We start from the raw sequence: 26,584 nt of genomic DNA, 5'->3' as shown, positions 1-26,584 counted from the left end.
TCCGGTATAATATTCATAATTGAAAGAGCGGTGTCTGTACAGACACCGCTCTTTTTTTGTTTAACATCCGGTTGTCCTGCGGTCTGCATTCCTGCCTGTCCGCATCAGGTTCATCACAACTCCATAGCGAGTCCACCTTTTTACGCAAAAAGGTGGACTCAACGTGGACTCATTGTGGACTCGGGGTGGACTCACAGGGTCCCTGATATTAATTCATATACAGGCAGATAAAACCCGGAATAAATCGTATTATTATTATTCAATAATAAAATATGATGATGCACAGATTTATATTAATCCTGTTTATAGGGCTTCAATTTGGAAGTGTTAAAGCGCAGACTAAAACTCCTGATCAGTTATACGGACAATTATTTATTGATGTACAAATGCAGAACGTACTTAAAGACGGAAAAACATTTGTAGACTGTATCCCTAAAAGAGAGCCTGCTAAAATTCTGGCAGATTACATTGCACTGAAAAAGGCCAATACCAGCTTCAGTACGCTGAATTTTGTTAAAGAGAACTTTATCCTCCCTGATACCGCTACGACTGCTGTCATCACAGCCAACAAACCAGTTGCAGCACATATTAATGAACTATGGGAAGCACTGCGCCGTAAACCGGCAGCAAAAATTGCGAACAGCTCCCTGCTTGATCTGCCGTCTCCTTATATTGTACCAGGCGGACGCTTCAGAGAGGTTTATTATTGGGACAGTTATTTCACTATGCTGGGTTTACAGGTTTCGGGAGAAAATGAAACCATTGAGAATATGATCAAAAACTTCGCCTACCTGATAGATCAGAACGGACATATTCCAAATGGAAACAGAAATTATTACCTCAGCAGATCACAACCTCCGTTTTTCTCCCTGATGATTGGCCTGCTTGCCAAAATTAAGGGAGAAGCTATATACAGCACTTATTTACCTGTTCTGGAAAAAGAATATGCATACTGGATGGATCAGTCAGCACCAACCAGACATGTAGTGGTCATGCCTGACGGCAGCAAGTTAAACCGCTATTATGACCAGTTAAATACACCCAGACAAGAATCTTATAAAGAAGATGTACTAATCGGCAGACAGGCAGCACAAAATAACCCCGAAGTGTATCGTGATATCAGATCTGCAGCAGAAAGCGGATGGGATTTCAGCAGCAGATGGCTCGCAGACGGCATGCAGTTAAAAACCATTCAAACCACACAAATAGTCCCTGTGGATTTAAATTGTTTACTCTATAACCTGGAAGTTACCCTGCAGCAATGTTATGCTCTTCAAAAGGATACAGCCAAAGAAAAACAGTTCCGCGCCCTGGCTTTAAAAAGAAAAACCAGTATGCAAAAATATTTCTGGTCTCCGCAGCAATCCTGGTTCACGGATTACAATATCAAAACAAAAAAACAGGCTCCGGTACTAAGTCTGGCAGGCATGTATCCGCTGTTTTTCAATCTTGCAGATCTCAGACAGGCTAAACTGGCCAAAAACATATTACAGCAAAAATTCCTTAAACCAGGCGGATTGGTTTCTACACCACTGAACACGCATCAGCAGTGGGATGCGCCTAACGGATGGGCCCCTTTGCAATGGATAGCCATTAACGGACTGGGTAATTATGGTTTCCATGACCTGGAAAAAGATATTTCTGTACGCTGGATCGATTTAAACACCAACGTTTACAAAAGAACAGGCAAATTAATGGAGAAATATAATGTTGTTGATCTTCAACTGAAGGCCGGAGGTGGAGAATACGCCTCTCAGGACGGGTTCGGATGGACAAATGGCGTATTACTTTCACTGATGAAGAAATACGGTTATACGCTGTAAAAAAAGAAAACCATTTATAAAAGGCTTTGTTTTAATAGGCAAACAACCTTTATTATGGAACAACCAGCTGAAATGAACACACTTAGCCAGATTTTAGAAAAACTAAGGCAAAAAGGGCTAGATAACGAAATAAAGATGACGGATCATGGTAAGATGCAAGGGGTCGGTCTGCACAAAATCTATAACCCGGAGGATCTGACTATTATAAAAACTTATCGTTTTGAAGGTGATTCAGATCCGGGAGATAATTCTGTCCTTTATTTACTGGAAGATAAAGAAGGTCAGATCGGTTATATTATAGATGCCTATGGAATGTACAGTTCTCAGGAAGGAACGGGGTTTGATGATTTTCTGAAAAAAATCCCTACTGCTGACAGAGATCTGCAGGAATTATTTAAATAAACAACTGATCTGCACAAAGGAAAAAAGAATGGACTTCCCTTTGTGCAGATTATTTCCCTAATTCCGGAGGCAGTTCTTTCATCTCTTCACTGCCTGGAAACAGGATCACCTCATTGATGCATAGCCGGGCTGAAATACACAGTTACTTATCTGTAAAGGAGCTTTCAGGAAAGGTTTAATGCTGCACCATTTCAAACGTTTGCGTAGAAATTCGGGCCTAAAACGGATCCCTTTTCAGGTCTTTCGGGATTAAAATGAATACCTTCATGTCAGGCAAATCAACCTAACCTAAGGTCATGTTCAAATTAATCAAACCAAACTTTTTATCAAAAGCAGTCTTCGGGATCGCTTTATTTTTAAGTACTGCCGGTACGGGTAGTCAGGCACAGCAATTAAAATATGTATCCGGCAATAGTACCTGGGATGCAGATTCACTGGGAAATCATCGTGCTGTAGTTCAGGTTCCGGTCTCAGGCCCGGTAGCCAGAGCAGTGATTGAATGGCGCAGAAAAGATAATCCGGCAAACAAAGAAATCATCGTGATAGATGCCCGTTCAAACCAGCGGATCTTAAACGTGAAAACAGAATCACTTTCAAGAGAAACCGGAACAATATATTTTGAGCCGGTTTCAGGTGCAGGCACTTATTATATTTACTATCTGCCTTTCCATGTTCAGCCCGGATCAAATTACCCCACAGCAATTTACAAAAAGCCTAATGATCGCACCGCTGTAGCGTGGACTAATAAAATAACCAGTAAACCCATCACAGCTAAAATTGATTATCTGGAATCTTTTAACCAGTTAAACAGCTTTTATCCGATGGAGGTTATCGCCACTGCAAAAGAAGTAAATGCATTAATTTCAAAAAACAAAGATCAGCCTTACCTGATTTTCCCGGAAGACAGACTCCATCCTGTAAAAATGGAGAAAGACCTCCCTTTACGCTGGATTCTGAAAGGAACAGGCAAAACTTTTACAGATACTGCAGATCGTGGTGAAAATTTCAGTTTTCAGCTGGGATTATTTGCTGCCTCAAAGGATCTGCATAATGTGAAATTGAAATTCACTGATTTAAAAAGCTCTGCGGGTGATGTCATCCCTGCTAAGCTCATTTCCTGCCTAAACACTGACGGCATAAACTGGGATAATAAAATACTCAGCAAACAGGTAGATATTAACAAAAATGATATTCAGTCTTTATGGTGTTTGCTGGATATCCCAAAAAATACAAATCCGGCTACTTATCGTGGAACCGTAACAGTAACGGCTAACGGAACAGCACCTGTTCCTGTACAGATCAATTTAGTGGTCAGCCAGAAAACAGCCGTTAATGGTGGTGTAAACGAGCCCTGGAAACAAACCCGCTTAACCTGGCTGAATTCTTCTTTAGGTCAGAAAAACGACTTGATCGGGCCATATATTCCTTTAAAAATCAATGGTAATACGATTAGCTTGCTGGGCCGGAAACTAATTCTCGGAAATGATGGTATGCCAGCGCAGATTGAGTCTTTCTTTACCGAAGAGATGACAGCAATCGATCAGCAGGCACGTCCTTTATTAGCTTCTCCATTTGCACTGATCGCTGAACAGACAGATGGTACAGCACTGAAATGGAAAACCGGCAAACCAACAATCCGGCAGGTTGAACCAGGCGAAGTCATATGGACAGCTACAAATACCTCTTCTAAATTGCAGATGGATATTAAAGCGAGCCTGGAATTTGATGGTTTTGTAAATTATTCTGTAAAACTGACAGCGTTAAGCGACGTTAATCTGAAAGATATCAGAATGGTCATCCCTTTCAAAAAAGAGGTAGCCGAATATATGATGGGGCTGAATCTCAAAGGAGGAAAAATACCTGCAGATTACAAATGGAAATGGGATGTAGCACACAAAAATCAGGACGGAGCCTGGATAGGTGCTGTAAATGCTGGTATACGTTTCGCTCTGAAGGATGAACATTACACGCGTCCGTTAAATACAAACTTCTATCTGGATAAACCACTCTTATTACCTTCTTCATGGGGAAATCATGATAAAGGCGGAATAGATATTCAGCAAAATGCCCTGAATACTTCTGTAACCAATTACAGCGGCGCAAGAGAAATGAAAGCCGGTGACACGCTTCACTATAATTTCAATTTAATGATTACCCCTTTCCATACACTCAATACCGGGGATCAGTGGGCAACCAGATACTATCACAAATACAACAACGTGGATACTATTAAGGCTACCGGTGCCACTGTGGTTAATATTCATCATGGAACAGCAATAAATCCCTATATCAATTACCCTTTTATTGCTCATGATGCGATGAAGAATTATATAGATTCTGCACATCACCTGGGGCTGAAAGTAAAAATCTATAACACTGTACGTGAAGTTTCAAACAGCGCATATGAACTCGCTCCGCTTAGAAGTCTGGGCCATGAGGTCTTTTCAAAGGGTAAAGGCGGAGGTTATGCCTGGCTACAGGAGCATCTGAATGCGGATTATATTGCTGCCTGGTATGTACCTGAGGTAAAAGATGCTGCAATTATCAACAGCGGTATGAGCCGCTGGCATAATTACTACGTGGAAGGAATGAGCTGGCTGGTACAAAACATCGGTATTGACGGCATCTATCTGGATGATGTAGCTTATGACAGAACAACCATGAAAAGAATCAAAAGGGTACTGACTCAAAACGGGCATCCGGGTATTATTGATCTGCATTCTGCCAATCAGTATAATAAGCGTGATGGTTTTAACAACAGTGCCAATTTATACATGGATCATTTCCCTTATTTAAACAGGCTGTGGTTTGGAGAAAACTTTGATTATGAAAACAATACACAGGATTTTTATCTGACAGAAATTTCAGGAATTCCTTTTGGATTAATGGGTGAAATGCTTGAAGGTGGTGGCAATCCATGGAGAGGAATGGTTTATGGGATGACTAACCGTATGCCATGGTCAGCGAATGCCGATCCTCGTCCAATTTGGAAAACATGGGATAATTTTGGCATCAGACAAAGCCGCATGATCGGATACTGGGTAAAAAACAATCCGGTTAAGACCACGCAGCAGGATGTGCTCGCTACTGTTTATCTAAAGGACAAAAAAGCTCTGGTAGCTATAGCAAGCTGGGCTAAGGAAGATACTAAAGTCAAACTGGTAATTGACTGGAAAGCTTTAGGAATTGATCCGAAAAAAGCTACGCTGACTGCTCCTGCAATTAAAAACTTCCAGACAGCTCAGACTATTGCGGCAAACGAAGAAATAATAGTAAAAAAAGGACAGGGATTAATGCTCATCATTGAATGATTTTCAGCGGTCATTTACTGATTATAAAACGACTTATTAAATTATTTATTTAGTCTGTATTTTTTAAAATACATAACAACCTAATTTATAGGGCTTTAACAAAATAATTAAGCTAAATATATTTCCACTTTTTTCGCCTTATGTCACCACTTAGGGAATTAATGTAGTATAACTTTGTTTTGTGTGAATCTTTATAAGATTAGAAATCGTTCTTACCAACATTAGTTTAGTATACCTCATGGCTTTAGGTGTGTTTTGCCATGAGGTATCTATGAAACGGTCTTTTTCTTTTTGCTTGCAAAACACAGTTCCACAATCTTTCTCACAGCTTTCGTAATTTCCTTTCTTCCTGATTCGGTATTGAGATCAAGACCACATAAGGTACTTGTATTTTTTTTTGTATGTAAAACGGAATAGTATATGCCGCAAATAATGATCGCTGAAACTGCCCTGAAATTGATATCTGAATCTTTAAAGTAAGGGTCAGTTAACTTCAGCAGCTCTTCTCCCATAGTCTCCCTTTTTTTACTCAGATCATTCAGAATGCTGCTTTTTTCAGAGATCTCCCAAAGAATAATCCGCTGCATTTCATCCTCATTAAAAAAGAAATCAAACTGATTTTCAAAGATCCCTGAAGCAAACTCAATCATCGTTTGTTTTTTATTTGCAGCGACAGCCGCATCACTGACTTTCTTAGAGAAAGTAACCCAGTAATCTCTTTCTATCAGGTAGGTCTCTATCAGCTGATCTACAGTACCAAAATAACGATAGATCAGTTTTTTACTGACCCCGGCTATCTTGGCAATTGCATTTACACCCAAACCCGTGTATCCTTTTGACCGGATAATTTCCCCCACTGCATCAATAAGTTTACGCTCTGTCAATTTTCTGTTTTTTGGTTCTGCTTTAAGCAAATCATTTTTCTCCGGCATAGTCTCTATCGTAGGGCATTTCTCCAAAAATAGCGTTTTATGACCTCTTTTGGTGTAATAGCCCGGCAAATTTATTTCGCCTGTTTATTTAACTGTTTACTGATCTTTTCTTCATTTTCATGGAAAAGATAATTGTGATTTTCAGCAACTATCATAGAAGGGATATCTTCGCGCTGTTTACTGAGAAAAGGGAAGGTCAAACCGATCTGCAATTTAGGCTGACACTTGCTGATTGTATCTTCAAAATGGTTATAAACCGGCGAATCCAGCAGAATCTGGTAAGCCGGTCTGAAAATCACGGTTAATTGTGTACCCCTGAATCCCCCGATTTTCAGCAGACCATCTGCAACAGCAATCTCTTCATAACTCAGCCAGGCTCCGGTAGCCAGGATGTCCAGATTTAATTCCGCAGCCTGATTAATAGAGGTATTAAGCTTTTCCATACTGAAAAACTCGGTCAGTACCAGATCATCCTCAGCGAAGATGACATATGGCTCATCTGTATGATCCCTGATAATCTGTTTGGCTACATTGTATAGTCCGTCATATTTCAGCGAGGTTATTTCTCCGGTATACACCCGGAAAGGAATAACAGACTGGTTAAGTAATGGGATCAGATCAGCCAGTCTGTCTGCAGACAGACTGGAGTTAGTTGTGGCAATATTAAACCGGCACATAACTGATCAATGTTGTGGTCACTCCTGTTGACTCATTATTCTGGAGATAAATTGCATTACCACTTTGCACCACATAAGAAGGATAAGACTTATTGGCCAAATGCTTAATGACATCCTCTTCCGTCATCCAGCCGATATACTCAACAGTGTTCGCATAAATATAAGATAGACTTACAGATCCAACGTTCTTATAACTTTTCCACATGCCAAATAGTGGTCCGGTAATTTCGCAGCCATATACATTCACCATACTGGAAGTTATACTTCTATATCCTATATCTAATTTTGAATTGCGTAATGAGTTCATAATGGTTCCTTCATACGATTTAAGGTATGAATTCTCCATCTCACGGATCACTACAGGATATACCATATCATAACGTCCAAACGCATCTATTGTACAGTTTCTTGTCAGATATAAAGCTTGTTTAGGCTCTTCTCCATTGGTTTTGTACCGGGTAACTCTATAATCAAAATTAGCTGTATTGTTAAACTCTTTATCAATTCTTCTCAATAGGGTACCTTTAGTTGAGGCCAGTATGCCGCGTTTTTGATTTTCTATACTGTATAATACCTCATCACTCTGATAGACTGTCGATTTACCTTCAAGGTAAAGTTGATTTTTACTCAAGGCCTTTAGAATTAAGGGCTCTATATCACCTGAATAAACTTCTGACCCAAAATAAATTGCCTCCCGCTCTTCATCCATAAAATGATTACCATAAATAAAAGTACTCTGAAAGTCGCTGAGCAGATATTGTTGTTCCGGTATCAGTTTACTGGTTTCAATTAACGTATTTAACTCCTCATAAGTTACCGAAATCAGCGCAGGGCCGCCGCCACCAGTCGCATTAATAACTGGATTTAAAGCCGTACCGGTGATCGTAATATTATCACCAGCAGTCAGGACAGGAATATCTGCTGTTCTGGCCAGGGTTCCGCTTAAAGCCGGTAAAAAAACCTCCGTATTTTCAGTTGTTATTGCAGCCGGGCTGATATACTGATAGAAATTATCAGCCGTAGGAAATGATAAACCCGAAGCATTAAGTTTCCCCTGAATGTCCGTATCGCCATCTGAACTGATTCTGAATTGAGCCCCAGCAAAGGATGGATCTGCCGAACCTTCTTTTGCTGCTCGTGTACCAGTAAACGACAATGTACCGTCTTCTATACCAAAAGTCAGTTTCCCTGCAAAGCCACTGACGGCCATCTTATTTTTCAGATCGAGATTAAAATCTATTCCTGTATCCGTCAACACCTTTGGAACCCTTATCTTATTGATAAATGTATTCTCTGCGGCGAATATATTCTGATCAGTCAACCCGGCTTTCTGGTTAAGTCCATGGGCTGTCTGATCCTTGATATGACTGTTCAACGCTTCGGCATCTGCTTTCTGATCAAAACGCAGATCGAGATTTTCAATATTACCAGACGGAATAATAGCGTCTTTATGCCAGAAAGAGTCCCAGGTATCCCAAAATTGCTGCTGAGAAGGTTTAAGACCGGTTCTAAACCAGTTCTTTATGATATTTAAAGTTTGTTTTGCCATTTCTATAATTTTATTTGTTTTGCCAGTTATCAGATAAGGTTATTTGATTGCTGAAATAATAAACATCAGACCGCACTATATGACAGTCTCTCTGTGATGACCAGGCCCGTATTGTCAATCTTCTGCAGATATAATCTACGATCACTTGCTTCAACAACAACAGAGGGTTGTTGTTGATTAGCCAGGTATTGTAATACCCGATCATTCTGTAAAGAACTATTTACCTGTCCGATTCTCGCATAGACGTAATTAAGGCTAAATCTTGTGTCTGTATAATTTCTGTCTATATAAATTAGCTCTCCCTTTATATTACATTTATAAACATTGGCTGAAATAGAATAAATTCTGCCTGTAAGCATTTGCAGATTCGAATCCCGCAATGTTCTCATGATGTCACCACTAAAAGAGTACAATACTGAATTTTCCATCTCCATGATCACCACAGGTGTAACAGTCCCGTAATCCCCTAAAGCCTCTACGGTGCAATTTGACGACAGATACAAAGCATCCTGGGGTTCTCCACCATTAGTCCGGAATTTTGTGCGTCTGTAATCGAAATTGGCAGTATTATTCAACATCATATCCGTTCTTCTCAGTATAGTACCTTTTGTCGAAGCTAATATTCCACGATATAGATTTTGTGTAGTATAAACAATCTCATCAGCCGGGAAATTAGCTGAACGGACTACTGCATGAATTTTAGCAGGAGTGATGGCCAAAACGATCAGCGGTTCTACCGGACCAGAATAAACTTCTGATCCGTAATATAAAGACTCACTAGGAATCGGGTTATCTGCTATCTTGTGTTCTGCATAAACAAAAGTGCTCTGAAAATCTGATATACAATATTCTTTACCTGGCACAAGGCTTTCAGTGTGGATCAGTGCATTTAATTCCTCATAAGTGACCTCAGTAATAAAATTTCCGCTGCTCTCTGTAAGATTCCCGCCTCCTACCGTGGCATTAATGACTGGTTTTAAAAGTGTACCGGTAATGGTAATATTATTACCGGCACTGATGGCCGGTATATCTTCTTTTCTGGCCAGTATACCACTTAATTGAGGCAAAGACAACTCAGTATCTTCAGTTGTAACTACTGCTGCCGGCTGAATATGCTGCTCAAAACCATCATTTGCACTTAATGATATCACTGAGGCATTCAGCAACCCGGATACATCCAGATCACCAGACGGCTTTATGCTGAACTTAGCTCCCGAAAAGATTTCACGTGACACCCCCCCTGAATCACGTGATACAGAAGAATACGATAAGGTACCGTCTTCAGTATCAAAAAACAGTTCGCCGGAAAAGCCTTTAACTACTTCATTGTTATCCCGATCCGGATTCAACTCCAGGCCAGCATCGGTTAGCAGACCAGGTATACGAACCTGTTTAACAAATGTATTCTCTTTCAGGAAAGTATTCCGGTCCGCAAGACCGGCTTTCTGATCCAGCTCATGTGTATTAAGATCACTGATATGCCTGGCAAAGTTATCGTTGTCAGCTTTTTCACCAAAACGGATATCCAGATTTTCTATGTTTGCCGCAGGGATAACCTCGTCCTTATGCCAGAAAGAATCAAAAGTATCCCGGAATTGTTGTTGCAGTGGCTTAAATCCGGTATTAAACCAGTCTTTTATAGTATTTAGAGTTTGTTTCGCCATTTTTATAATTTCATGATTACGTTTTTATTCAACCGCAGCTGTATCCGTAGTTATAGAAAATCCTTTCGCAATCAGCCTTTCTTTTGCAGCTAAACCAGCTCCTGTTGGTACAGCCGGAGGATTTTGATTGTTCAACTCAACGCTCAGAGAGGTAAACTCAAGCTTATCTAAATCAATCAGAATATTATTCACCTCCTCTACTGAGAATTTATTGCCTTTCAGATTCAATTGCTTAAGTCTCTGAGATAAAAATACCAAAGGTGTAAATGAAGCCAGGTTACTCTTTTCAATTGCAATAAAAGATAGATTTAAACAATTTTTAAAACGGTCCGGATTAAATGAAGTTATTTTAGAGGTATCCATTGAAAACCGTGTTAACGATGAAGGCAGGCTAATTGTCGAATTCACTTCGCTCAAATTATCATTCAGGTTAAAGTCAATAGATCTAAGATTGACGCAGTTCTTAAACATATCCAGATTGATATTCTTCAACTGCTTATTCATACTTATAACGATATTATCCAAACTAGCTGGTAATCCAACGTTGAAATCAATTTTATTCAGGGCAGTGGCTAAAATCTGTATCGCTAAATACGAAGAAATATGATCGTTAAAAATATCCAGATCAATGCCGGTTACGATATCATTATTTTTACCATCTTCTCCATTAGAAAGAGCAAACACCTGTAGCCTGGATGGCATTTTAGTATTAAAATAACCCAAATTACCTTTCGACACTGTAAAAAGAGGCAAGTCCTTCAGTCTCGATATATTTTCAGTTTTAGTGACACAACTATCACTTATATAAACCGAATTAACCATTGAATAATCGGAAAAAAACAATTTTATTTTATACGTCCCTGCTTTTTTATAGGTGTGTTTAATCGCTGCAGTAATTCCGTTGGATTTTTGGGAATCCCCATCACCGTAATCTATAAAAAAATCAATAGGCCGACCACTACTACTATAAATCACACTACCATCACTCATGGTATAATTATCTCTGATAACGGTCAAAGTAATGATAATTGGAGAAGCCATATTAACCGAAGCTGCGGCTACGGCATAGTTCCCTAAAAATTCAGGCATTCTATAAAAATCACCGTCTCCCAGTCCTCCTTCTAATGCATCATAGTTAGTTGTATAAACCGGAAGATTATTTAATCCAACGATTCCCTTATCCAGCGTTTGCCAGGTCTTATCGCCCCGAAAGTACTGCGCAGTGGTACCAGGAGCAATGATGTTCTCTTTACTGTTTATAGTTGCGGCCAAATCTTTAAGACCAGCGATATCTGTGTCCTGAGTCGTGTTTTTCAGATTGATTACCTCAAGCTGATCCAGTATCTCTGTATCATCAAAGTTGTATAGCCTGTCTAATTTTTGTTTATCCTGAGCGGTATAATCATTGGATGACAGGCCCTTGCCAGGCTCTTTGTCTACCTTATTACTCCCATGAGCAATAGCATCGGCCAAATGGCCTGAGAAAGCTTCCTGATCAGCTTTCTCATCGAAACGCCTGTCCAGATTTTCAATGCTTGCAGTGGGAATCATCTCATCCTTATGCAAAAAAGAATCCCAGGTATCCCAGAATTGCTGCTGAGAAGGTTTTAAACCGGTCTTAAACCAGTTTTTTATTGTATTTAAAGCTTGTTTCGCCATTTTGTTTTAATTAAAATTATGGTGGTGGACTGGATTTTAGCAGATACTTAAAGCTTGTTTCGCCATGTTATCCTCCTACGTATTCGATAAACATCACAATACGGTAAGGATTAAGATGGTCAATCTGAGCCCCTGTTCCCGGCCAGCCAATGTGATTTAAAATATCTGGCTCTTTCCCTGAATCTCTATCATCTGTGTTTTTTGAAGTAACATTCTCACCCCAGTATGACTGACGCTGAAGCCCTGCCCTGTCATTCGATAATATTGGTAGTTGTGATTCATTTAAACTATGTGATGCAGCTCCTCCATTTTGCCCGACACTACTAAATCTATAGTCATCAGGATTCCAGCCCATAGGTAATCTTCCACGCCATTCGGCTACTTCTGCCCAGCCCAAAGGGATCTGATTGAATGGCTTTTTAAATAAGACCATACCTCCGCCACCAGAAAAAGGAGCTGCTATCTTTTTAAGGGTATCGACCTCATTTCTCAATGCTGCCAGATCTACAGAAAGTGCTTTTTTCGCAATCTCCGCACCTACGGTCTGCAAATCCATCAGCCTGGGCAGCGTGCCCCAATTGATCGCACCTGTACCAGTTCCAAATTGTGCATAACGGGTAAAGAAAACATCTTTGGTCTGTCCGTTTTCAAAAGGACGTTGCTGTTTATCTTCCCTGATCACAATGTTGGTTTGTACCAGCCCACCTCTAAAGGGTAATAACTCCCCATTTAAAACAACATAACCGTCTGTAACTGTACTTCCTGAAACCGTACAACCAGACAAAATATAATTGCTGCCACCTAAAGCAGTAACAGATTGCAGGGAGGTATAACTTGCCTGCATAAAATTTAATGTATCGGTCTCTAATGGAAACCCTCCGGTTTGTTCAAAATTTATATTGTTCATATCGTTTCTATTGTATATCGTTTACTTGCTAGTTTATAAAAATCAACCAATGCATTTAACTGGTAATAATTTGCCGGGATGTTCAGCTCTGCCGGAAGCATCACTTTGAAATCAGCACCGGTATCAGCGAAACTTGTACTGGGCTGCAGAAATAACCGCTTTAAATAACGCGGCCGATTCTCTGCCCTGGTATAGATATAGGTCCGCTTGAAACGGTTACCATTATCTATATAAATACGTCTTAATTCATTATCAAACAGATCATTCAATGCCTTTCTCAGATAACAAACCTGCCCGTTATGTGCCAGTTTATACAAATTATCTTCTCTTCTGGTATACCATAGCTGGTACAGCATGGAAACTGGTGTAACCAAAGCCTGGATATAACTCACCATCAGATTCTGTCTCAGAAAAGTAGGCAGGATTAAAACCGTAAGCTTCTTAAAGTCTATTTTGTACCACATAATTAATTTTGCTAAAGTCTTTGATTTCGAAATATCCCGACAGCGGAGTATGACGCACAATAATTTCCTTTGGTGTACCGTAATTACCCGGAGCCCCGTCTACCCAGCTGCTTTGCGCACTGAGAATATGAGGGATCTTTACACCTGGTACCAATTGCAACTTGTCTACCAGCGAAGCCAGAATCAGCTCTCCATTGAAAGGCATCTCTCTGAGGTATTGCCTAATCGCTTCTTCAACTGGTTTTCCACCATTCAGAATACTGTTCCCCTGTGCATCCAGTAATAACGGGTCACGATAGATGTCAATGGCCAGGAAAAGCCTGTCCGGCAAGAAATTAATAACGTCTATGGATACTCCGGCATCCCTGATCTCGGAGATATACGCTTCGAAGATTAATTTTTGCGCATCTGTAATCGGCCCTAAATCCCCTGCCGTTTCTGTAGCGATTTTAACAATCAGACGACTTTCGTCTTCAGATTCAGTTACCGCAGCATATTTGATAATTTTACTGTTCTGAATCTGTTCAGGCGTCACCTTACTATTGTCATAATAATCAGCATCACGAACCAGTGGGAAACCGTACTGGAAAGCCATCGTTTTCTCTCTGTACCATCTTGCAGTATGTGGTTTTAATAATGAGATCCTGGTATCTGTCTCTTGTTTGTGCAGATCAAACAGTTTTTCGAGGGTGGAAATTGCAGCGGCAATAACAAAAGTTATCAATCGCCAGATGGCCACTCTGCTTGTACTGTTCAATACATCCAAATCGGAATCGGCTTCTTTAGCCTGTATTATTTCTGCTTGTATTTGTTCTATGCTTCTTGCCATAATTAACTTACTATAAAATCGTAACTAATTGCCCAGTAGTCTATACCCTGGGGTTTATTAACTGTTCCCTCACCCAATTTGCCAAAGCCTGTTGCCGGAACATTTTTCATACTGAGCAATACCAGTCTTTCAGATCTGTAATCAGGCAGAAAAATCAGGGTTCCGGCTATTAGATCTTCCGCCGGACCGGAGTTATTGAATACAGCCAGATCAGTAGCAAATTCAGCAGTTCCATATTCATGTATGGAAATATCCCACCACGTTTGCTGTTCATAAATTCTATACTCCTTCATATGCTCCGTTTAAGTCTATTCCATTTTCATTGATCGCTAACTCTTTAACTATAAAGCCGTCTGCTTCAAGCTGAACGCGAATATTCCTGTACAAAAAGCGGTCTATGGTACCACTTTGTGCCTGCCCGATGTCAATTCCGGCATGTGGATTTTCTTTCCATTCACCCTGTTTGCTTTTTAAGAGGTGCTCTACATGCTGTGCATCAGATTCTTCGATCAAAAAATCGCCTCTGACCACCAATGCATCATCGTCTTTTAGTAAAATGTCTTTCATCTTATTCTATTGTCAAGTTTATAGTTCCTGTTACCGGGCCACCTGAGTTAGCCAAACCACCGAGATAAGTTATCTTTACAGCCTTGATTTCGGCAATCACTGCTTGTGATATAGCTTCTGAAAGTTTATCCAAAGATGTATTTGCACTATTTTCTTCCGTTTGTTCGGCCTGAATAGCAGTTTTGATTTTCTGCTTTAATCTTTGCTGGTCTAAACTCATTTTAAAAAGGTTTTAAATCTGTTTTCTATAGCGGTAAACTGTGCTTCATTAATCAGCTTGATGGTTGGTCCCATATTGGTTGTGAACTTCATTAATTTGATTGCAGCCAGTAAATCGAGCATTAGTTTTTTTAAAGTTTCCTGCTCCTTTTGAAGCAGGAAACCTTCAGCTGTCATTTCAAGCTTTGTTTTTTCAATCTGAAAGGATGCACTGGTCAATTCTCCTGAATTAGCCAGTACAGCAGTTTCCTTATTGACAAACACCACTGAAACCAGGCTTTTTTCTTTTGGAACTAACAGAAAACCACCATGATCACTGTCTGCCTGCAAATGAACACCAAGAATCTCTGAAGAACCGTCAATGGGCTGCACTTTACAGGTCATTTTATCAAGGTCAACGGTAACTACTCTTCCAATCTTGGCATATACTTCATCCCCTGTGCGGGCAAGAGCCTGTATTATTTCTTTCATATCTATGCCTTGGTTTTGTTAATATTAATGGGTTGCCCCAACTCAATTTTCTGACGGTAACCACTGATTCCAAATCTGACCTCATTCTTTTTGATCAGATAGGTCCCGCCAGAACCTTCAGCAGGTTGTATCTCAATCATATCACAGGTATTGACCAGAGGTTCCCCAAAAGCCTCAAAACTTCCTTTAAGTCCTTCTTCTTTATAGGTATCCAGAGATTGCTGTGCGTATTTTCTAAGCTGCGGATCTGTTAACCCGTCAATCCGGATCTGAATGATATCATTACCATCTTCATCCCCTAATACCACCTTGGTTTCCACATGTTTCTCGTCAAAAGAGATCGCTACAACTTTCGCTTTGACTTCACTCTTATCCCGGTATTCAAAGGTTTCACTGATGATATTCTTTCCGGTAAGAAACTTCACTTTACTGCGATTGTCAAACGGATAGGTTAACCCGACATACAAAATGCTTTCTTCCCCAATATTGCGGAAATAGGCATTCAGCATGTATTTTTCCTTCAGCTCCTGCAGCTCTTCAGAAACTGTTGGTTTGGAAACACGGTAATTACCAATATTCAGGGTCTCATCAATGAGTTTGAACTTAAACCCAGTTCCCTTTAATAAGTGTTCTATAACCTTACTTAATGGTGCAGCGTTAAGAGCCAGTGGTTCTGGTTTTTTCTGTTTAAGGATATACATCCCATCTTCACATTTGATCTTTACTGGATTTTTGGTCTCAATGTTTTTGATCATTCCTGAAAAACGCAATTTTAAATCATCATCATAACCCAGTCTTACCGTTATTTTATCTCCTCTTTTTATTGGTAATCCGCCTTTTTTATTTCCTTCCCAGGAAATCTTTTTGGGCAACTCCAGTTCACAGGTATCAGTTAAAGTGCTTATGTCAGATTGTATGGTGCAGCTGACCAATGAATCAAATTCCCAGCTCAGTTTTTCTCCGTCAGCCTGGGTTATCGTAGTTCTACTGCACAACCTTAACATCTTTCTCCTGTTTTAATTTGATTTCATAAGGGGTATCTGAAAGCATCGTTATCGAGACTCCCTGACGATTACTGTGAGTTTCCTGGTTCAGTGAAAATTTCTGAATAACAACAGACTCAATGTTAAAGAAGTCTAAAAACTCACTATGTACTTTAAGTGAATCTTTAATATTCAGATAGCGGTTAAGCTCCTTAATCTTATCTGTCGGATATTCAGTAAAAGCCGGAGTCAGATTACTGTTCTCATAATGTGTAATACCGGCAACCATCGTAATACTGTAATCACCCTGGGTCACATACTCTTTAATTGTTCCGTTTCTGCCTTGCAGCGCTGTAGAAACGATAGTTTTCTCAAGGTTCAGGGTCATAATACATTCTTCAAAAGTGAAAGAACCCGGAATCGAATCGTGTTGTATGGCCAGAGAGGTAAGCCAGGAAACACCTTCCAGGTCATCCAGGATTTTAAAATCCGGTCCTGGCTGATCTATGACCTGAAAGGGTTTGGCAAGCCCAAAGCGGAATGCCAGGTTTTGTACCGTTCCAGCTGCCAGCTGTTTACGGTTAGGTAATTGTATTTTAAGTGGACTATCCATGTTATTGTGCTTTTACTAGTGAAAAATCTGCGACCGCAGTGAGTAAGGCATCTTTCACCATAGCGACCATGCTTTCTTTACTCATTGTAGTACCGTTTTGATTATAGATATTCAGGTTTTCGACCAGCTTGGTAATATTCAGATTCCCTACATTCTGGGTAGAAGTACCTTTATTCGGCGCTGAAGTGCTGTTCATAACCTGAGTAGCGGCTACTCCGCCAATCGGACTCATTGCAGGGAGTGCCGGTGCGACTTTAAGATTAAAGCTGGGAATCGCAAGTCCTGCATCCTTAGGAGCGTCCTTTCCGGCTCCTTTTTTCTCAGTCCCTGATTCTCCTCCTTTATTTCTTTCATTCTGACTATCCTCAAAACTTTTTCGGCCCTTCTCTTTACCTTCCTCAGCTGCAACCTTCAGATCTTTCATCCCATCAGAAGAAAAAATCTTATTCCACAGCTCTTTGATTGGTTTGATCAGTTTCATGATTTTAGCCATGATGCCATCGAATAAGTCTGTAATCCACTTCCAGATACCACTAAAGGCCTCTCTGATCGGTTTAATCAGCGTGTCGGTAATCCACTTTGCGAAACCGGAGAATGTTTTGGTAATCCAGGTCCAGATAGCCGATATAAAATTATAAATCGCAGTAAAAACAGATTTGATGACGTTCCAGATACCCAAAAATATACCGGTATATAAGTCCCAGATAAAGGTTGCCACGGGCATGATCACGGATGACCATAACCATTGTAAGCCACCACCAATGACATCCCAGGCCCATTGTGCAGCTACCATCACAGCACCAAATGCGGCAGAAAACCCATTCCACAGTAAGTCTATTGCAGGTTTAATGATCAGTTCCCATACCCTGTTAATTACAATGCCGATGTTATAAAATACGGCCTGCGCAACTTCCCAGATACTGAAGAGAATTTCGCGGAAACGCTGAGAATTATCCCATAATAATTTAACTGCCACCACAACGGCGACAATACCAGCGATAATCCATCCGATCCCCGGAATACTCATAATAGCAGTTCCTACCGCGCTTATAGCAGGGATGATATTTTTTATTCCTGAGCCGACTGTGCTGATTACTGTTCCTAAGCTGCCCATACTTTTACCAATACCATCTACCAGGCCACCTACACTGCCCATACTTTTGTTCACAGTGTCCATAACTTCACCTACGCCGCCCAGTGTATCACCTATAGTACTTGCATAACCACCGATATTGCCGACCACATTACCAATAGTCGCTGAAACACCTCCCATGTTTTCCATAGAGCCGCCCAGCTTCGTCATCAGCTCACCTACATTACCCATAGCCCCGCCCAGGTTAGAAGATAATTCCCCGATACTGCCTGATACCTGTCCCATGGTTTGCATCACGCCCCCCATGTCACTGGTTACTGTACCCATCTGACCAACAAATGTCCCGAGTTTGTCTACTGAATCGCTTACAATACCAACCATACCCTGGGCCTGATCGGGCTGTGCTCTTGCCGCATTAATTACGTCTCTGCCGGCCTGAATGGCTCCCGCAAAGCTGACTCTGAGATTTATAAATGATTCTGATGCCTTGTTCAGGTCAGACGTTAATTGTTTTAAGGAGAAAACCTTTTGAAGATCACCAATAGATTTGGTCGTTTTCTGGATCGTTTCATCAATCGTTTTTAACCCTTTTTTTATATTCTCAAAAACAGGGTCGCCATTGGTGATGAAATTAATAGGAAAAATAATGCCGCCGTCAGCCATGTTGGAATATTGTTTTGTTTAATTGATATAATTGTTATTTGTTTGCAGAACTGAATGCGGATGAAAAGCCGGGGTATCGGCTTTATACACAATACCCCTAGCCACCAAACATTACTTTGAATAATTCAGCCTGATTTTCAAGTCGCCAGCGTTCCAGCCATTGTGCCTGGGCATGTAATTTTGCCCATTCACTTAGTTGTAACCTTTCCGGATCGACACTGAAATTCGAGCGGATTAATGCATCGCCCTGCCACCTTCCGGTGTCTGTTTTGCTATTGTCAGGCCCGCCATTAAGCGAGCCTACAAGTTTTTTACGGTAACATTAAAAGAGTTCATATGCTGCGCCAGACATTCTACAGCTTTTAACTTTAAAAAGTCTCGCTGGCTCAATGCTTCATCTGAGGCAACCACACAATTATCAAATAATGCAATGGTACCTTTAATCGCATTTTTCTCTCCTACTGCACCCGTAGCTTCCAGGGTTTTGAAATCAGGCTCCTTGAAAATCGCCTGATAGGTTGTGCCGGCCTGCTTTACTTCTCCCAAAATTAAAAAGCCATGCTTTTCTTTAAGTTTCAGGATCTGAATAGCACTAAGTCCGCAAACCAGTTGTTCGGTATTTTCCATAATTAATTGCTTTTATCTACTACGTGCGAAACGATTAGTTCTAACTCTACTTCTTTACTCATATCACCTTCTTTCCAGTCAAAAGTGTTCTTTTTAAACTCGCAGTTTTTTAATACATGTGTAATTAGTGGTCCTGCTTCCGGCTGATAGTTTACGGTAATGCTAAATGGCGCAATACGGTGTAACTGACCTTTTGGAGCACCTGATTTTAAAGAAAATACAGTTCCGGCAAGCAGCGTAATAGAAGCTGTTGTTGAAATTCGGCCATAGCCGCGGCTCACCGGATTTCTGCCTGCGCCATAGATATTTTCTTTTTCCATGGCCTCTTCATACTTGATGGCTCTGATACCTGTTAAGGGTACTGCATCGATATTGACAACAATATCCGCCCATCCATACTCTCTACCGTTAATTAATGGCTCTAATGTGATTCCCATTTTTATTTATTTTTGAAGTGTTAAACCAATTTTTACTGTAATTTCTCTTAAGGTTCCTACTGGTACCAGTTTTAATACGACCTCTAATTTTGAAGTCTGCAGGATAGGCTGATCAGGGTTAATGATTACTTTATAACCACTCAGCTCACCGCTTCTTACCATCTGATCTAAAACCTCATCACAGATGGATTCTAATGCTGATGCTGTTGAAGCCTGAATTTTTCCGGTGTCCGGATCTACATATGCAGGGCCGGAAACTTTTGGTAAAAGCACCTTGTTAACTTCTCTGATCGCTTTATCAATTGTTCTGTTATTTTCGATATAAGCGAAGTCACTGGTTAAGGCTGCAGCTGTGAAACTGTCATTTAAATAAGATCCCGCAATTCCTGTATATTTTGTACCGAATATGTAGCCCTTATCATGAATTGACTGTAATTGTGACGGCGTATAATCTCTGATTTTCGAACCATCAGTCAAACCAAGTACATCCAGCTCCCTGGCCATATCTGCTGTTGCATCTGCTGGCTTCGGATAAGCAGTAGATACCAGATTTTGTTTCTCAACCCAGCCAATAGATTCCTGAACATTTGCTTTTGATACTGCGCCCAATACTGCACCGATACATGAAATATTACGCGGAGTTGTTAATGCTTTTGCCAGATAATTTCCTTTTCCGGCTGCATCCTGACCAATAACGACACTCACGCGGTCAGCATTAAGCTCATGCAGATTAACTAAAGCCGGGATATCAGCCGGAGTAGTGAATACAGATAATAAAATACTTAATGGAATATTCTGATTACCTAATTCTTTTGCGATTGCCTGCAAAGCCGGCACTGCAGTGATCAGCGAGCTTGCTGGCATAACCAGGTCACAGACTGCAATCTGTCTGATATTACCTTCGGCAAAGTTCTGCAGATTTTTAACCTCTGTAAACTGAGAATCCGATCCGGCAATACCCTTGATATAAAGTTTTGCGCCTTCATTGATCCTGAAAAACTCCTGAACATGGTAAACCAGCACGGGGTTTGTTACAGATAAATTATCTACTTCGTTTGCAGATAGTACTAATCTTTTTGGGGTATCAGCTTCGCCATAAACTATAAGTCCGCTAATGTGGTCGTTACCTGAAAGCTGTCTTGCAAGTCCGCCATTTTCTCTGATGAATTTTACACCGTTCATTGATTTGTTTTTGTTATTTTTTGAATTGTTTTGTTATTTAACTCTTGAGCGTAATCCTGAGCAGCAGACTCCAGATAGAATGGACTGCCATCACTGGTCAGGTAATACACATCCACAACCGGATGTGGAACAAATACTGTATTTGTCTCTTTTTGCGCTTTAAGCACGGGTGTTCCTTTGTTTCTTTTTGCCATGTTGACGGGTTAATTATTGTTTAAAATTGTACTAAGTTGTAAGACAAGCCGAGCCCCAGCGCAGGTATAAACTGCCCTTGAACAGGGTTATAGTAATAGCCGGCTGTTAAGCTCAGCCCAAGACGGGAGGCTTTAGGTGCTGCAATTGTCAGCGTCTGCATACCATTGATAGTAATTCGTTTATCCGGACTCAGGATATCGGTATACTGCACATAGGGAGAAAACCAGTTCTTCCGTTTTTGATAATCTTGCCGCAATAGCTTGATCTGGTAATTAATATCAAATGTCCCACCCAGCGTATCCAGACTGAAACCCGCTGTTAAATATTCATCCTGATAGCTATATCGCTTCTTTTGTAAACTGTCAATAATACCTGTTGCTCTGAGTGCTGTAATTTTCAAACTGGCATTGATTAAGGAAGCCTGCTGCAATTTTTTGGTCTTATCGAGATTGTCCAGCCGCAGACTGTCCAGAACAGACTTGCTTATTGGCAACCTGGTAATATCTCCATCGCCGATAATATCAGCCTTCCTTTCAAGGGTAACCTTCGTGTAACCTTTTTCATCAACAGCGCTTGCCAGTATCTTTGCCGCTGTTTTTGCTTCATCAATTAATGCAGGTGGTCTTACCTCTTTCTGCAGTGCCAATGATGAGGGTGGAGCGAGTCTGTATAGTTTAAAACCAAGCCAGGCGATCAGGAAAACTGCAATGATTAGTGCCAGTTGTAAGCCTTTTGTTTTCATCAGATTAAATTTGTTTTTGAGGGTTTCATCAGCATAATTTTTATTTGTATATTCTTTTATCCGGGATTTACAGGCATAGCTTATCTGTACTTACTGATAGCTGTACTGTCTACTGTTTTTTGTATCTGCAGATTGGCTGACCGCTCTATCAGGTAGGCTTTAAAAACCTCATCTTTCTCTCTTCGCTCTGCTTTAACCATGTCTTCAAGCTGTTCTATCTTTTTTGCACAATCCTCTTTTGCGGTATTTGCATCAAACCGCTCAGTTACAATCACACTGACCAAAACCAGTGTAATTACATAAAGTGCATAGGCAAAGGGGGTTTGTGCAATCTCCTTTAAAGAGATTTTCTCTAAGCTTTCTTGTATATTTTCCAATGGCTATGTAATTTTTAGGCTTCATTTTCTGAAAATGCTCCGCTATCATTTAATCTTATTTTTTTAACAGTTTCAGGTTTATTTTTGAAGGCAGCTCTTCTGCAGGCTACCAATCTGGTTTTGTCAATCCAGGCCAGGCCAACGGCATTGCTCTGGTTACCGCCATAAACCAGATAAGCTTTTTCATTTTCACCACAGTAGAACCCGACATGGCCGCCGCCAGGACGTTTAAATACCAGAATATCATTAAAAGCTTCTTTTCCTTTTTCCACTTCAACTCCCCAGTCTGACCATTCCAGTGCAGCCAGCAGTTTACTTCCAACTGTTTGATATCCGGCCCTCAACACACAAATCCCAACAAAAAGTCCGCACCATGGAATGTCATCATTTGTATACCAGCCCGAAACGCCGGTTTCTTTAGCCCATTTCAAAATATTGGGGTTACTGTCTTTTCCGGGAATCTCCAGTAAGCCATAGTGCTTACGGGCCTCCACCCATATCCGTGGAGATTTGAAACTGTCCAGCCATTTAAATTTTTGTGGTAATTCGCTCATCTCTCTTTAATTTATTTTTTCATAATCTGGTTAGGGTTATGCGGGTGGCACTAAGCCTCCCCGCCATTTTTCACCTGTTTATTTAACCCTGTTAAAAGGAGTCCGTTAAGGTCTCCTGCATTTCGAAGGAGACTATCAGTATTGCAAATGATAGCCGTAAAACATTGGTCTGAATACACGAATGTTTCTGATTCATCTGTCTGTTACAGCCGAATTTTTCAGGCTTAAAAACCTGGACTGAATTTGCGCTGCATCTGATATTTTGTCGTCCTTACAATGACAAAGGTGTAGCATTTTTCAGGGCTAAAAAAATTGGTAATCAGGCATTGTAATTCTCATAACATTTTTTGTATCAGTCAGATACAACGATTGATCACCACTTTTTTTTAACCTTATTTTTCATAGAGATTTGTCCTTATAAAGCATTTGATATGAACGATTTGATCTTAAAAAACAAGAAAAAAGACCAGGCAGAAAGTCTGGCTAAAAACGGAATTCTGAAAGGAAAGAAGGGCCCTGGAAACAGTGCCCGGCAGCGTAGAAATGAAGAGGAAGACGGCTACGATCCGGAGGTTTTCGATTTGCTGAAAGCAGAAGAAGAAACGGGCTCTCTGAGTGAGGCCAGACGTTACTTTGAAAACGATAGAGTAAAGGTGAAAGAATCACGCTTCACAGAAGAGAACACTTTACTGGAAGAAGGTTTCGACGATTGGTAAGCCATAACTGTCGATTGGGACAGTATTTCTCTGTTTACAAAAAAAGCCTGTTTTACAGCCTTGGGAAGGGTGAATGTAAAACAGGCGCCGGGAGGTGATTATAAAATGCAGGTTTTAACTGGCATAATTGCCTTCACCTTTTAAAATTGCTCTGACAGTACGGGGACTAATATAAAATTTAGCCGCAGTTTTTTCTTCCAGTGCGTCCAGACGCCATTCGGGTTTCTGTTTTACAAGCTCATCAAAGTAATCTTTAACAGCTTGATTTCTCGATATAAATTGTTGTTTTGCCATCAGTATAATTTTTTAAGAGCGCTCCTGAGAGCTTGAAATTTGTTTATTAATATTTATGGGTTTATAAACTCGAGAAATTCAATTCCAGACGATCCCACTTACCGGCATCGTTTTTCAACTTGAAATCATAAGCAAACCCTTTTAGCGTAATGCTATAACTTTCTTTCAAAAGACGCAGCCCTTCAGTCCACCTGACATCATCGAACTTATCTTCATGCTGCATCAGATTAAAGACTCTGGCATATTCAAGATCTCCATTCTGATTGCGTTCCAGGAAACTTAAGAGTATCTCAAATAGTTTTACATCTCTCTTTTTTACCGTATCACACAAAAAATCCTTGATCAGACCAATTGCTTTAACCGCACGTTCATCCCAGACAGGATCGGTATCCCTCCTTCTGGTTACTCGCTTATTACCTGTCTTATTCGTTAAACTGAATCCACCTTTGCTGGTAGCTGGAATTAACCCATAATCTGCTGTTTTCTGGGCCTGGGCAGCCATTACCTGGTGTACTCTGGATTTAAACAGGCGTATCATAAAGTGCAGTTTTGCAGCCTCATCCAGCAGGGATGAAATGTCAGTATCCCGTGCAATTTCATAATCCATTCTGGCCCTGGCTCTCCTGTTTTTTTCTTGTTTTTTACGATCAGCGAGTAAGCCTTCCAACTGATTGATACTTAATTCGGTTGCGTTAATTCTCATCATTTCCATATTATTTTCTTTTAGTAATTTTTAAGTGATTGGCATCATACACATAGAATTGCTCCTGTGTATCAAAACGTTTGATCTTCAGACCGAAACCTGTATCGGTGTTTTCTCCACCTATTACCTGTCCTATTGCACAGAAATGCGGATGGTATTCGTTGATTACTTTTACTTCACTTCCTGCGTAGTAGGCTACCAGATTGTCCATTGAGTTATTCATAGTTTAGGGTTTAATAATTTACATTTCAGCTGGGTTAACCTGTTTACATATTGAGTGCGAATATTAATTACTTACTCAATCTGTGATCAAAACAACTAATACCTTCATCTTTTTGTGGACAAATTTTCTCATTTGATTGCCATTCTATCAAATTAACTGTATCGAGTATTGCAATATAATTTTACAATAGTTCGTTTATAGTCTGATAGTTGCATTTATTCCTTTTTTATTTACCTTTGTAAAAGATGTAGGCCATTTGTTTAGGTAAAACAAACATACACACAGTATGTGTTTAATTGCAAATAAATATTCACAATATGAAGGAAGCTTCAGGTAAATCACAGATCCTTAGCCAAATAAAATCTCACTATAACTTTAAAAACGACGCAGAGTTTGCACGTTACTTAGATATAAAACCTAACACTTTGTCTAACTGGCATAGTAGAAACACCATCGACTACGAGTTGATAGTCACAAAATGTGTCGACATTGATGCAAACTGGTTGTTAACTGGACAGGGCGAGATGCTGAAAAGTGAGGGTCAGGAGGTTAGTGTCAGAAAATTAAGAACAGACTTATTAATGGATACACAAAATATTCCGCTTTATGATGTACAGGCAAGTGCAGGAGTGATTGAACTATTGGGAAAAAACAGACTTAAACAGGTTCCGATTGATTATATCCGTATTCCTAAATTGCCCAAATGTGATGGGGCATTGTACATTACGGGTGACAGCATGTATCCATTGCTGAAATCTGGCGATATCGTCATGTATAAAGAGATCAAAGACATTGCTCATAATATCATCTGGGGTGAAATGTACCTGACTTATCTGGAGCATAACGGAGATGAATTCTTTTTCACAAAATATCTGCAGAGATCTGAAAAAGAGGGGTATGTCAGGTTTGTTTCTCAGAATCAGCATCATCAGTCAATTGAATTCCCGTTACATGCAATTAAAGCGCTGGCAATGGTAAAAGCATCAATCAGAATTAATTCACAACTATAATTATTTCAACACAACAACAGTTATTTATTAACAATAATTATTCTCCATTAACACAACTACATTTAATTGATGTTTGTTTTCTATCTTTTGCATTAATAATTCAATGTTTAATTATAAATCAAAAAGAATGAAAACACTATCTATGTTTACCCTCTTGATTATTACAGCACTTTTGACCAACGCTACCCCAATCAAGAATCCAAAAGAGAGAAAAAAAAGAAACTGTAACAAGACCTGCCAGATTTAGCAAACCAATTGCCTGGGATATCATCCGTCCGGTTTGGGCGATTGGAAGATTAGTAAATGGTGCCACAGTTAAAAACGAGAATACCGGCGAAACAGCTATATCAGCAGGCAAAGGACGCGCTGTTCTGAACGCAAGCGTTGGAGATGTCATATCAGTAGTATACTTAAGCTACATAGCCAGTATCGTGGTTACGGCAGATCAGTACGAGGAAGGCAGATCTAATATCTGGCTTTTCAGATCTCCTATTCCATCGCCTTAAAATAAAGTACCTAAAATATAAAAAGCCTGTTATCATATGATAACAGGCTTTTTATATTTTATTTAATCTTGCGGACCGGACGGGACTCGAACCCGCGACCTCCGCCGTGACAGGGCGGCATTCTAACCAGCTGAACTACCGGTCCGTTTTCCCAATCCTTTTAACACGAATGTCATTTGGATGCTTTCGGGG

Annotated in this window: 30 protein-coding genes and 1 tRNA gene; 5 read left to right on the top strand and 26 right to left on the bottom strand. The window is 40.2% G+C overall.

Going from position 1 to position 26,584, the window contains the following annotated elements; all coding sequences use genetic code 11:
* Window positions 1–272 precede the first annotated feature (272 nt).
* From treA to PL_RS16540, 3 genes are all read left to right on the top strand, one after another.
* Complete coding sequence (treA, locus tag PL_RS16550) at window positions 273–1,823, top strand: alpha,alpha-trehalase TreA (RefSeq protein ID WP_041883930.1); 1,551 nt, start codon at window positions 273–275, stop codon at window positions 1,821–1,823.
* A gap of 54 nt (window positions 1,824–1,877) precedes the next feature.
* The gene (locus PL_RS16545; RefSeq protein ID WP_041883931.1) at window positions 1,878–2,225 is read left to right on the top strand and encodes a hypothetical protein; all 348 of its coding nucleotides are present in this window, start codon (window positions 1,878–1,880) and stop codon (window positions 2,223–2,225) included.
* Window positions 2,226–2,521: 296 nt separating this feature from the next.
* Window positions 2,522–5,536 (top strand): glycoside hydrolase domain-containing protein, encoded by a 3,015-nt coding sequence (locus tag PL_RS16540; protein WP_200890775.1) that lies wholly within the window; start codon window positions 2,522–2,524, stop codon window positions 5,534–5,536.
* A 269-nt stretch (window positions 5,537–5,805) separates the two neighbouring features.
* Here PL_RS16540 and PL_RS16535 read toward each other — a convergent pair whose 3' ends face one another.
* From PL_RS16535 to PL_RS16430, 22 genes are all read right to left on the bottom strand, one after another.
* A complete protein-coding gene (locus PL_RS16535) occupies window positions 5,806–6,495 on the bottom strand; it encodes a TetR/AcrR family transcriptional regulator (protein ID WP_152620349.1) in 690 nt (229 codons plus the stop codon).
* Between the two features lie 44 nt (window positions 6,496–6,539).
* Entirely contained in the window at window positions 6,540–7,145 is a 606-nt protein-coding gene (locus tag PL_RS16530; RefSeq protein ID WP_041883934.1) for a hypothetical protein, read from the bottom strand.
* Complete coding sequence (locus tag PL_RS16525) at window positions 7,132–8,694, bottom strand: hypothetical protein (RefSeq protein ID WP_041883936.1); 1,563 nt, start codon at window positions 8,692–8,694, stop codon at window positions 7,132–7,134. The genes PL_RS16530 and PL_RS16525 overlap by 14 nt, the downstream gene beginning before the upstream one ends.
* A 65-nt stretch (window positions 8,695–8,759) precedes the next feature.
* Window positions 8,760–10,358, bottom strand: a complete 1,599-nt coding sequence (locus PL_RS16520; protein ID WP_041883938.1) for a hypothetical protein — start codon at window positions 10,356–10,358, stop codon at window positions 8,760–8,762.
* A 24-nt stretch (window positions 10,359–10,382) separates the two neighbouring features.
* Window positions 10,383–12,017, bottom strand: coding sequence for a leucine-rich repeat protein (locus PL_RS16515; RefSeq protein WP_041883939.1), 1,635 nt, complete (start codon window positions 12,015–12,017; stop codon window positions 10,383–10,385).
* A gap of 67 nt (window positions 12,018–12,084) precedes the next feature.
* Window positions 12,085–12,924 (bottom strand): hypothetical protein, encoded by an 840-nt coding sequence (locus PL_RS16510; protein ID WP_041883941.1) that lies wholly within the window; start codon window positions 12,922–12,924, stop codon window positions 12,085–12,087.
* Entirely contained in the window at window positions 12,921–13,388 is a 468-nt protein-coding gene (locus PL_RS16505) for a hypothetical protein (RefSeq protein ID WP_041883942.1), read from the bottom strand. The genes PL_RS16510 and PL_RS16505 overlap by 4 nt, the downstream gene beginning before the upstream one ends.
* Complete coding sequence (locus PL_RS16500) at window positions 13,366–14,217, bottom strand: hypothetical protein (protein ID WP_041883943.1); 852 nt, start codon at window positions 14,215–14,217, stop codon at window positions 13,366–13,368. The genes PL_RS16505 and PL_RS16500 overlap by 23 nt, the downstream gene beginning before the upstream one ends.
* A gap of 2 nt (window positions 14,218–14,219) precedes the next feature.
* A complete protein-coding gene (locus PL_RS16495) occupies window positions 14,220–14,510 on the bottom strand; it encodes a hypothetical protein (protein ID WP_041883944.1) in 291 nt (96 codons plus the stop codon).
* On the bottom strand, window positions 14,497–14,784 hold the full coding sequence (locus PL_RS16490; protein WP_041883946.1) for a hypothetical protein: 288 nt from the start codon (window positions 14,782–14,784) through the stop codon (window positions 14,497–14,499). The genes PL_RS16495 and PL_RS16490 overlap by 14 nt, the downstream gene beginning before the upstream one ends.
* Before the next feature lies 1 nt (window position 14,785).
* On the bottom strand, window positions 14,786–15,004 hold the full coding sequence (locus PL_RS16485) for a hypothetical protein (protein WP_041883947.1): 219 nt from the start codon (window positions 15,002–15,004) through the stop codon (window positions 14,786–14,788).
* A complete protein-coding gene (locus PL_RS16480; protein ID WP_041883949.1) occupies window positions 15,001–15,474 on the bottom strand; it encodes a hypothetical protein in 474 nt (157 codons plus the stop codon). Before PL_RS16480 ends, PL_RS16485 begins: the two co-directional genes overlap by 4 nt.
* 2 nt (window positions 15,475–15,476) lie before the next feature.
* The gene (locus PL_RS16475; protein WP_041883951.1) at window positions 15,477–16,478 is read right to left on the bottom strand and encodes a hypothetical protein; all 1,002 of its coding nucleotides are present in this window, start codon (window positions 16,476–16,478) and stop codon (window positions 15,477–15,479) included.
* Window positions 16,459–17,070 (bottom strand): DUF6046 domain-containing protein, encoded by a 612-nt coding sequence (locus PL_RS16470; RefSeq protein ID WP_041883953.1) that lies wholly within the window; start codon window positions 17,068–17,070, stop codon window positions 16,459–16,461. The genes PL_RS16475 and PL_RS16470 overlap by 20 nt, the downstream gene beginning before the upstream one ends.
* Before the next feature lies 1 nt (window position 17,071).
* Window positions 17,072–18,826 (bottom strand): phage tail protein, encoded by a 1,755-nt coding sequence (locus PL_RS16465; RefSeq protein ID WP_041883955.1) that lies wholly within the window; start codon window positions 18,824–18,826, stop codon window positions 17,072–17,074.
* Window positions 18,827–19,126: 300 nt separating this feature from the next.
* Window positions 19,127–19,453, bottom strand: coding sequence for a hypothetical protein (locus PL_RS16460; protein WP_041883957.1), 327 nt, complete (start codon window positions 19,451–19,453; stop codon window positions 19,127–19,129).
* Window positions 19,454–19,455: 2 nt separating this feature from the next.
* A complete protein-coding gene (locus PL_RS16455) occupies window positions 19,456–19,890 on the bottom strand; it encodes a hypothetical protein (protein WP_041883959.1) in 435 nt (144 codons plus the stop codon).
* Between the two features lie 6 nt (window positions 19,891–19,896).
* Complete coding sequence (locus tag PL_RS16450) at window positions 19,897–21,072, bottom strand: DUF2586 family protein (RefSeq protein ID WP_041883961.1); 1,176 nt, start codon at window positions 21,070–21,072, stop codon at window positions 19,897–19,899.
* Window positions 21,069–21,266 (bottom strand): hypothetical protein, encoded by a 198-nt coding sequence (locus PL_RS16445; RefSeq protein WP_041883963.1) that lies wholly within the window; start codon window positions 21,264–21,266, stop codon window positions 21,069–21,071. Before PL_RS16445 ends, PL_RS16450 begins: the two co-directional genes overlap by 4 nt.
* A 20-nt stretch (window positions 21,267–21,286) precedes the next feature.
* Window positions 21,287–22,009, bottom strand: coding sequence for a hypothetical protein (locus PL_RS16440; RefSeq protein WP_041883965.1), 723 nt, complete (start codon window positions 22,007–22,009; stop codon window positions 21,287–21,289).
* An 80-nt stretch (window positions 22,010–22,089) separates the two neighbouring features.
* Window positions 22,090–22,386: a hypothetical protein gene (locus PL_RS16435; RefSeq protein WP_041883967.1), complete on the bottom strand. Its 297-nt coding sequence runs from the start codon at window positions 22,384–22,386 to the stop codon at window positions 22,090–22,092.
* Between the two features lie 14 nt (window positions 22,387–22,400).
* A complete protein-coding gene (locus tag PL_RS16430) occupies window positions 22,401–22,940 on the bottom strand; it encodes a TIGR02594 family protein (RefSeq protein ID WP_041883968.1) in 540 nt (179 codons plus the stop codon).
* Window positions 22,941–23,371: 431 nt separating this feature from the next.
* On the opposite strand from PL_RS16430, the gene PL_RS16425 reads away from it, so the two are divergent.
* The gene (locus PL_RS16425; RefSeq protein WP_041883970.1) at window positions 23,372–23,656 is read left to right on the top strand and encodes a hypothetical protein; all 285 of its coding nucleotides are present in this window, start codon (window positions 23,372–23,374) and stop codon (window positions 23,654–23,656) included.
* Window positions 23,657–23,770: 114 nt separating this feature from the next.
* Here the strand turns inward: PL_RS16425 and PL_RS16420 are convergent, their stop codons facing one another.
* The 3 genes from PL_RS16420 to PL_RS16410 form a co-directional block, all read right to left on the bottom strand.
* Window positions 23,771–23,950: a hypothetical protein gene (locus tag PL_RS16420; protein WP_041883972.1), complete on the bottom strand. Its 180-nt coding sequence runs from the start codon at window positions 23,948–23,950 to the stop codon at window positions 23,771–23,773.
* Window positions 23,951–24,011: 61 nt separating this feature from the next.
* Window positions 24,012–24,656, bottom strand: a complete 645-nt coding sequence (locus PL_RS16415) for a DUF3164 family protein (RefSeq protein ID WP_160292134.1) — start codon at window positions 24,654–24,656, stop codon at window positions 24,012–24,014.
* Window positions 24,657–24,663: 7 nt separating this feature from the next.
* A complete protein-coding gene (locus tag PL_RS16410) occupies window positions 24,664–24,876 on the bottom strand; it encodes a hypothetical protein (protein ID WP_041883976.1) in 213 nt (70 codons plus the stop codon).
* 317 nt (window positions 24,877–25,193) lie between these two features.
* Here PL_RS16410 and PL_RS16405 point away from each other — a divergent pair, with 317 nt between their 5' ends.
* Complete coding sequence (locus PL_RS16405; RefSeq protein ID WP_041883978.1) at window positions 25,194–25,886, top strand: LexA family transcriptional regulator; 693 nt, start codon at window positions 25,194–25,196, stop codon at window positions 25,884–25,886.
* Between the two features lie 577 nt (window positions 25,887–26,463).
* Here PL_RS16405 and PL_RS16400 read toward each other — a convergent pair.
* Window positions 26,464–26,537 (bottom strand) — tRNA-Asp (locus tag PL_RS16400).
* Between the last annotated feature and the right edge of the window lie 47 nt (window positions 26,538–26,584).

Source organism: Pedobacter lusitanus, assembly GCF_040026395.1.
Classification (GTDB): domain Bacteria; phylum Bacteroidota; class Bacteroidia; order Sphingobacteriales; family Sphingobacteriaceae; genus Pedobacter; species Pedobacter lusitanus.
The sequence above is the reverse complement of the archived record's forward strand: the minus strand, read 5'-3'. Positions and strand labels throughout refer to the sequence as shown.

Coding starts and splice junctions, on each gene's coding strand:
- PL_RS16455 (WP_041883959.1), bottom strand. CDS start 19,890: ATGGGAATCACATTAGAGCCATTAATTAACGGTAGAGAGTATGGATGG.
- PL_RS16475 (WP_041883951.1), bottom strand. CDS start 16,478: ATGTTAAGGTTGTGCAGTAGAACTACGATAACCCAGGCTGACGGAGAA.
- PL_RS16410 (WP_041883976.1), bottom strand. CDS start 24,876: ATGAATAACTCAATGGACAATCTGGTAGCCTACTACGCAGGAAGTGAA.
- PL_RS16495 (WP_041883944.1), bottom strand. CDS start 14,510: ATGAAGGAGTATAGAATTTATGAACAGCAAACGTGGTGGGATATTTCC.
- PL_RS16515 (WP_041883939.1), bottom strand. CDS start 12,017: ATGGCGAAACAAGCTTTAAATACAATAAAAAACTGGTTTAAGACCGGT.
- PL_RS16460 (WP_041883957.1), bottom strand. CDS start 19,453: ATGGAAAATACCGAACAACTGGTTTGCGGACTTAGTGCTATTCAGATC.
- PL_RS16470 (WP_041883953.1), bottom strand. CDS start 17,070: ATGGATAGTCCACTTAAAATACAATTACCTAACCGTAAACAGCTGGCA.
- PL_RS16440 (WP_041883965.1), bottom strand. CDS start 22,009: ATGAAAACAAAAGGCTTACAACTGGCACTAATCATTGCAGTTTTCCTG.
- PL_RS16415 (WP_160292134.1), bottom strand. CDS start 24,656: ATGATGAGAATTAACGCAACCGAATTAAGTATCAATCAGTTGGAAGGC.
- treA (WP_041883930.1), top strand. CDS start 273: ATGATGATGCACAGATTTATATTAATCCTGTTTATAGGGCTTCAATTT.
- PL_RS16500 (WP_041883943.1), bottom strand. CDS start 14,217: ATGGCAAGAAGCATAGAACAAATACAAGCAGAAATAATACAGGCTAAA.
- PL_RS16465 (WP_041883955.1), bottom strand. CDS start 18,826: ATGGCTGACGGCGGCATTATTTTTCCTATTAATTTCATCACCAATGGC.
- PL_RS16445 (WP_041883963.1), bottom strand. CDS start 21,266: ATGGCAAAAAGAAACAAAGGAACACCCGTGCTTAAAGCGCAAAAAGAG.
- PL_RS16480 (WP_041883949.1), bottom strand. CDS start 15,474: ATGAAAGAAATAATACAGGCTCTTGCCCGCACAGGGGATGAAGTATAT.
- PL_RS16430 (WP_041883968.1), bottom strand. CDS start 22,940: ATGAGCGAATTACCACAAAAATTTAAATGGCTGGACAGTTTCAAATCT.
- PL_RS16545 (WP_041883931.1), top strand. CDS start 1,878: ATGGAACAACCAGCTGAAATGAACACACTTAGCCAGATTTTAGAAAAA.
- PL_RS16450 (WP_041883961.1), bottom strand. CDS start 21,072: ATGAACGGTGTAAAATTCATCAGAGAAAATGGCGGACTTGCAAGACAG.
- PL_RS16425 (WP_041883970.1), top strand. CDS start 23,372: ATGAACGATTTGATCTTAAAAAACAAGAAAAAAGACCAGGCAGAAAGT.
- PL_RS16525 (WP_041883936.1), bottom strand. CDS start 8,694: ATGGCAAAACAAACTTTAAATATCATAAAGAACTGGTTTAGAACCGGT.
- PL_RS16405 (WP_041883978.1), top strand. CDS start 25,194: ATGAAGGAAGCTTCAGGTAAATCACAGATCCTTAGCCAAATAAAATCT.
- PL_RS16540 (WP_200890775.1), top strand. CDS start 2,522: ATGTTCAAATTAATCAAACCAAACTTTTTATCAAAAGCAGTCTTCGGG.
- PL_RS16530 (WP_041883934.1), bottom strand. CDS start 7,145: ATGTGCCGGTTTAATATTGCCACAACTAACTCCAGTCTGTCTGCAGAC.
- PL_RS16485 (WP_041883947.1), bottom strand. CDS start 15,004: ATGAGTTTAGACCAGCAAAGATTAAAGCAGAAAATCAAAACTGCTATT.
- PL_RS16520 (WP_041883938.1), bottom strand. CDS start 10,358: ATGGCGAAACAAACTCTAAATACTATAAAAGACTGGTTTAATACCGGA.
- PL_RS16505 (WP_041883942.1), bottom strand. CDS start 13,388: ATGTGGTACAAAATAGACTTTAAGAAGCTTACGGTTTTAATCCTGCCT.
- PL_RS16510 (WP_041883941.1), bottom strand. CDS start 12,924: ATGAACAATATAAATTTTGAACAAACCGGAGGGTTTCCATTAGAGACC.
- PL_RS16420 (WP_041883972.1), bottom strand. CDS start 23,950: ATGGCAAAACAACAATTTATATCGAGAAATCAAGCTGTTAAAGATTAC.
- PL_RS16490 (WP_041883946.1), bottom strand. CDS start 14,784: ATGAAAGACATTTTACTAAAAGACGATGATGCATTGGTGGTCAGAGGC.